At 42.1% G+C, this 5613-nt stretch carries 7 protein-coding genes; 5 read left to right on the top strand and 2 right to left on the bottom strand.

Features of this window, described 5'->3' with window-relative positions; genetic code table 11:
* The 5 genes from ME1_RS07655 to ME1_RS07635 form a co-directional block, all read left to right on the top strand.
* Nucleotides 1-1905, top strand: a 1905-nt coding sequence (locus ME1_RS07655) for a portal protein (protein ID WP_155815204.1), incomplete at its 5' end; no start/stop codon positions are given.
* Nucleotides 1906-1917: 12 nt separating this feature from the next.
* Complete coding sequence (locus ME1_RS07650; RefSeq protein ID WP_004865065.1) at nt 1918-2811, top strand: hypothetical protein; 894 nt, start codon at nt 1918-1920, stop codon at nt 2809-2811.
* A gap of 91 nt (nt 2812-2902) precedes the next feature.
* Complete coding sequence (locus ME1_RS07645) at nt 2903-4027, top strand: N4-gp56 family major capsid protein (RefSeq protein WP_004865064.1); 1125 nt, start codon at nt 2903-2905, stop codon at nt 4025-4027.
* A gap of 20 nt (nt 4028-4047) precedes the next feature.
* Nucleotides 4048-4428 (top strand): hypothetical protein, encoded by a 381-nt coding sequence (locus ME1_RS07640; protein WP_004865063.1) that lies wholly within the window; start codon nt 4048-4050, stop codon nt 4426-4428.
* Between the two features lie 11 nt (nt 4429-4439).
* Nucleotides 4440-4820: a hypothetical protein gene (locus ME1_RS07635; protein WP_004865062.1), complete on the top strand. Its 381-nt coding sequence runs from the start codon at nt 4440-4442 to the stop codon at nt 4818-4820.
* 37 nt (nt 4821-4857) lie between these two features.
* On the opposite strand, the gene ME1_RS07630 is transcribed toward ME1_RS07635, so the two are convergent.
* Both ME1_RS07630 and ME1_RS07625 read right to left on the bottom strand, forming a co-directional pair.
* Nucleotides 4858-5139: an addiction module antidote protein gene (locus tag ME1_RS07630; protein ID WP_004865061.1), complete on the bottom strand. Its 282-nt coding sequence runs from the start codon at nt 5137-5139 to the stop codon at nt 4858-4860.
* Entirely contained in the window at nt 5120-5428 is a 309-nt protein-coding gene (locus ME1_RS07625; protein WP_004865060.1) for a type II toxin-antitoxin system RelE/ParE family toxin, read from the bottom strand. The genes ME1_RS07630 and ME1_RS07625 overlap by 20 nt, the downstream gene beginning before the upstream one ends.
* Nucleotides 5429-5613 lie beyond the last annotated feature (185 nt).

The following is a 5613-nucleotide window of genomic DNA, read 5'->3' as shown; positions in this document are numbered from 1 at the left end:
TTGGAGCATGTAAATAAATGGCGTGAACATGCTCGTGAGGATTTTGCTTTCTACAATGGTGATCAGTGGAATGAGAAGGATTTATCGGTTTTAAAGGAGCAACGCCGCCCTGTCATGACCTTTAATCGTATTGCCCCGCTTGTGAATGCAGTTGTGGGCTCTGAACGCAACAATAAGCGTGAGGTGCAGTTTATTCCTCGTCAAATAGGGAAAGCATTGCCAAGTGAATTGCTTACTGGGGCGGCGGAATGGTTTAGAGACATGGCGCATGCTGAATACGCGGATTCCGATGCTTTTCAGGATGCTGTCATTTGTGGGATGGGCTGGACAGATACGCGTCTTGATTATGACAATGGTCCTGATGGAGAGCCGGTGATCACGCGTTTAGATCCGTTGAAAATGGTTTGGGACAGTGCAGCGGTTCAACCGAATTTAACGGATGCGCAACGTATGTGGTATGTGGACCGTAAGCCTTTGGAAGTTGTGAGAGAGATGTTTCCTGAATGCCATTGGACAGAGCTCAATGCGGATTGGGCTCGTGATGGTGTGGGTTATGATGGTGTTCATCATAATGATCTTGAATATTACAGTGATGACAAGAGCGTTGATGTTGAGAATGGCAGACGCATGGTCACGCTTGTTGAATGCCGTTGGTTCGAAAGAGAAACGGCTTATAAGGCGCCTGATCTAGAAACAGGTGAATTGCGTGATTATAGCAAGGAGGAATTTGAACAGCTTCAATGTGTCATGCCGAATATACAGGCTGTTCAGTTCAATAAAAAGGTTGTGAGACGTGCTTTTCTAGGTAGAAAGCTTTTGTCAGAGCCTAATCAACCGCTCGTTCCTGCTGGTCAATTGGGTTGGGAGTGTATTACCGGTTATTTTGATAAGATCAATCGCCAGTTTTATGGCGTTGTGCGCCCGACAAAAGATCCACAACGCTGGGCGAATAAGTACTTTAGTCAAGTGATGTACATTCTCAATAGCCAATCCAAAGGGGGGCTTATTGTTGAGGAAGGAGCATTTAAGGACATCAGGCAGGCTATGCGAGATTGGACGCGATCTGATACGGCGATAGTTGCTGAAGATGGCGCTCTTGCACAAGGCAAGATACAACCAAAGCCTGTAGCACAGTTTCCACAAGGCTTTTTCCAGCTGTTTAATGAAGCAAAAGAAGCGATCAATCAGGTTACAGGTTTATCGCCTGAATTTATTGGTACAAGAGAAGTCACACAAGCAGGCATTCTTGAAGCACAGAGGCGTCAATCGAGTTTGAACCTTCTTGCTTGTTTGTTTGATGGCTTGCGTTTGTATCGCAAGCGTCAAGGGAAGATTATCCTCCATTTGATCCAGAATTATCTGTCTGATGGTCGTTTGGTGCGGATATCGGGAGAGGAAAATGCGCAATATATCCCGTTGACGCGTGAAGAGGTTATGAGTGTTGATTATGACATTGTCGTTGATGATGCTCCAACTAGCCCGAACGAAAAAGAGCGTACCTTTGGTATTATCACACAGCTGTTACCATTGCTTCAAAACGCGATTACACCGGATATCATGCTTGATTTGTTGCGTTATTCGCCTTTGCCGGCGTCATTACTCAATCGTGTGAGTGAGAAGTTCCAACAGCAACAACAGATGGCACAACAACAGCAGCAAATGAATCCCGAACAGGAAATGAAGTTGCAGGAAAAGCAGCAGGACATTGCAGCAAAAGCACAGATGCAACAGATGGATTTACAAGGCAAGCAGATTGATCTGTACATGCGGCAGGAAAAAGCAAAATTAGAAGCGAAACTCATGCAAGAGAAGCATGAATTGGAGCGTCAACGCATTCTGAATGAACAAATGCACAATCAGATTATGCGTTCGAGAGCAGATACATATAGAGCACGAAGCATTTAGAAAGGTGAAAGAATGAATGCACAAATGAGTGAAGAGATGGATGGTATGAATGAAGAGTACACAGCAGAACAGCAGGTATTTGATGATGATAACTATTTTGATGGCGGCAGTGATAGTGAAACCGTTACCAGTGATGCTATAAGTTCTCAAGAGCCGGTCTCCCAGCCTGTTCATGAGCCTTCGGACATATCTACGGTAGAAGAGCAACGTGCAGAAGAACAAGCCCGTCAGGCGCGTGAAGCTCTTATGAAGTTTCATGATCAGCAATCTCAGGAGTCTTATGTTGACGGTGATGATGTCCCGCTTGACTTGGAGACAGACCCCAAAGCTTATATTCTGCGGATAAAAAAGAAGCTTGAAGAGCAAGATGCGTTTATTAAAGGTCTACAGGAATCACAAAGGCAGGCGTTTGAACAGCAACAGTACGATGCGCATTTGAACCATTTTTTAGAAAATTCTGTTACAGCGGTTAAAAAGAAGTACAGTGATTTTGATGCAGCGGCGGATTATCTTTATGAGGTTCGTGCTAAGGAGTTGAGTGCTTGGTCAAGTCTTTATCCAGAATATTCGCAAAAAGGCACGATAGATGCAGTTATCGGTCAACAATTACGGGTGGTTGTTGCTACCTGCGCGGAAAAAGGAGTTAATCCGGCAGAAGCGATTTATACGATAGCACAAAACCTCGGCTATCAAAACAAAGCGGTACAAGCCAACAATCAGGTTGCAGCGCTTCAAAGCCGGCAGAATTCAGCGAAAACTTTAACGGCATCTGGAGGAGGGGGCAGTGTTGGACCAATGACCAAACAAACTCTTTCCGATATGTCAGAGAAGGAATTTGATGCGTGGATATCCAATCCGAAAAATGAAGCCCGTTTTTATGAAATTATGGGTGCAGACCCCGATTAAGCAACAAGTTTTACAGCATAATCCGCCTTTGATGCGGGTTTTCCTCCGGCTTTTAAGCCGGTTTTTTTTACAGCAAAGAAAGGTGAAATAAATGGCAACAACACATATAGGGACTCATGATCCGCAATCGGTGAAACTTTGGTCACAAAAATTAAGCAATGAAGTTTTGAAAGCAACGAAAATTGCTCCACTTATTGGCAAAAGTTCGAACAGTATCATCCAGCTTTATAACGAAACCCATAAAAGTGCAGGGGATAGCGTTACGTTTAGTTTGTTGGTGAATCTGTTTGGGGATGGTGTCACTCAAGGTGAAACTTTAGAGGGGAATGAAGAAGCCCTCCAATTTATGAATGATAGGTTGGTTATTAACGAGCTTTTACATGCAGCGCGTGTAGCGAATGATGACTCGATTGATCAACAGAGAATTCTCCCCAATTTACGGAAAAAAGCCAAAGAAGGTTTAGTTCGTTGGTATGCAAATCGTTTAAGCATCATGTTTTTTCTTCAGGTATGTGGTTATACAGCCCGTACTATCAATGTTGATGGTCGAGAAGTGTATATTAAACCGGTTCATTACGGCTTTAATGAAATCATGGCACCAAGCAGTGAACGTATTATCCGTCCCGATGGTAAAACCAAGGATGAAGATCTCAATGATAAAGCCAAACATAGCTTTAGTCTTAAATTGATTGATGAAGCGGTTAAACAAGCAAAACTTGCCAATCCGCAAATTTCTCCAGTTCATGTCAATGGTGATGATGTTTATGTTTTGTATTTGCATCCAACACAAGTCATGCAATTGCGAACCAATACAGCAGTTGGTGAGTGGTTAGATATTCAAAAATCCGTTTACGCAACCTCCCGTGCGAAGAACCCAATCTTTGATGGTTCTCTAGGCATGTATAATGGCGTTATTTTACGTGAAGCTATCCATGTCACTCATGGTGTAAAATCGACAGATAATACAGCTGTTAAAAGTGTCCGTCGTGCAGTGTTCTTAGGAGCTCAGAGTGCGATTATAGGTTTTGGCAAAAATCACAGTGCAACGCATTACACGCTTAAAGAAGAATATTTTGATTATGAACGTGAATTTGGTGTTGCAGCCAAGACCTTGATAGGAATGAAGAAAACACGTTTCCAAATGCCAAATAGTGCACAAACAGCACAAGATTTTGGAACAATTGTTATCCCCACTTACAGTGGTGAAGCAGCCTAATCATAGGAGGGAATAAAGACATGGCAGATCAATTACCACCTCCATTACAGGGCAGAAATCTTCATACCCAACAGGTGAGTTTCTTACGCTTGAATATTTCGCATAAAGATAATCATCTCACGGAGAAAATAGGGATATTACCCCGTGGTGCTTTGATCACTTCGATTAAAGCGTTTGTTAAGACGGCGTTTACGGACGCTAAGGTAAAAATAGGCAGCACTTATGGGAGCAATGAGTTCGGTGAAAAGGACATCAAAACCCAAGGCACACAGGATTTTACGCCAACAGATCAAAAGTCTTTTGTTGCAGATGATAAGGAGATGACCCTTTATGCAACGCGAGACAAAACAACGGCTGCTGGTGAATGTGTTGTGGTCGTACAATTCGTGACAAATCATTGAGGGGATAGGACATGGCAGATTATTTACCACAGCCCTTGCAAGGGAGAAATCTTCATACCCAGCAGGTGAGTTTCTTACGTCTTAATTTTAGCTATGAAGATAAAGAAAACGCTTTGAAAATAGGCACGCTACCCAGAGGTGCTTTGATTACTTCAATTAAAGTATTCATCAAGACGGCGTTTACGGACGCTAAGGTAAAAATAGGCAGCACTGCTGGAGGAACTGAATTTGGTGAAGCGGAAATCAAACAACAGGCAGTCAAAGAGGTCAAGCCCACCAATCAGAAGGAATTTGTTCCTTATGATAAAGAACTTACTCTCTATGCTAAAGCCGACAAGACAGTACAAGCTGGTCAAGCAAGTATAGTCGTTGAATTCGTGACTAATCACTAGGCTTGAGGGGAGAGATGTATTAGCTCCCCTCACGGATTTATGGAGTAGATTGTACGCTTAATTGCAAATTAAGGGCAGAGAGCACAGCAACTAAAGTAGAAAGTTTAGGGTCACCTGTTTTACTTAAAGAGCGATATAAACCACTACGTTCGCGATTGGTTTCTTTTGCTAAAGTACTCATATTTTGGGCTCTAGCAACGATACCAAGGGCATCCGCTATATGTGCAGCATCACCGGTTTTGAAGGCTTCATTGAGAAATATTTGTTGAGATTTTGGTGTTGTGAGATATTTCTCTGGTTCAAATGGGGTTATTTTCATTACTATACTCCTCTTTTAACTTTAACGCTTGTTCAATATCTTTTTTCTGCGTTGATTTATCTCCACCACATAACAAAAGGATAAAATCAGAGCCTTTTTGGGTAAAATAAATTCTGTAACCAGCACCATAGTGAATACGTAATTCACCTATGCCATGAAAGAATTTAACATCACCTAAAAGACCTTGTTTTAATCGTACAACACGTTGAAGAATAATAGCTTGAGCGCTTTTATCTTTGAGTTTCTTAAGCCAAGTATCAAATTCTACAGTTTTATGAATAGTTACCATATGAGTACTATAGTGCACAGATGATAATACGTCAAGAGTAAATTTCTACGGAAAGGTTACATGATGTCACGCCATTATATAACGATAAGAACTGGTGGACCGATACAAGATAATCAAGATGTTTTTCGTCACAGAGGAACATTTGCAAGATTGATATCGGTCATTCAGGATGAGATAGATGACAT

The organism is Bartonella vinsonii subsp. arupensis OK-94-513, assembly GCF_000278235.1.
GTDB lineage: Bacteria > Pseudomonadota > Alphaproteobacteria > Rhizobiales > Rhizobiaceae > Bartonella > Bartonella arupensis.
Note: the sequence above shows the minus strand (reverse complement) of the source record. Positions and strands in the feature narration are given on the sequence as shown.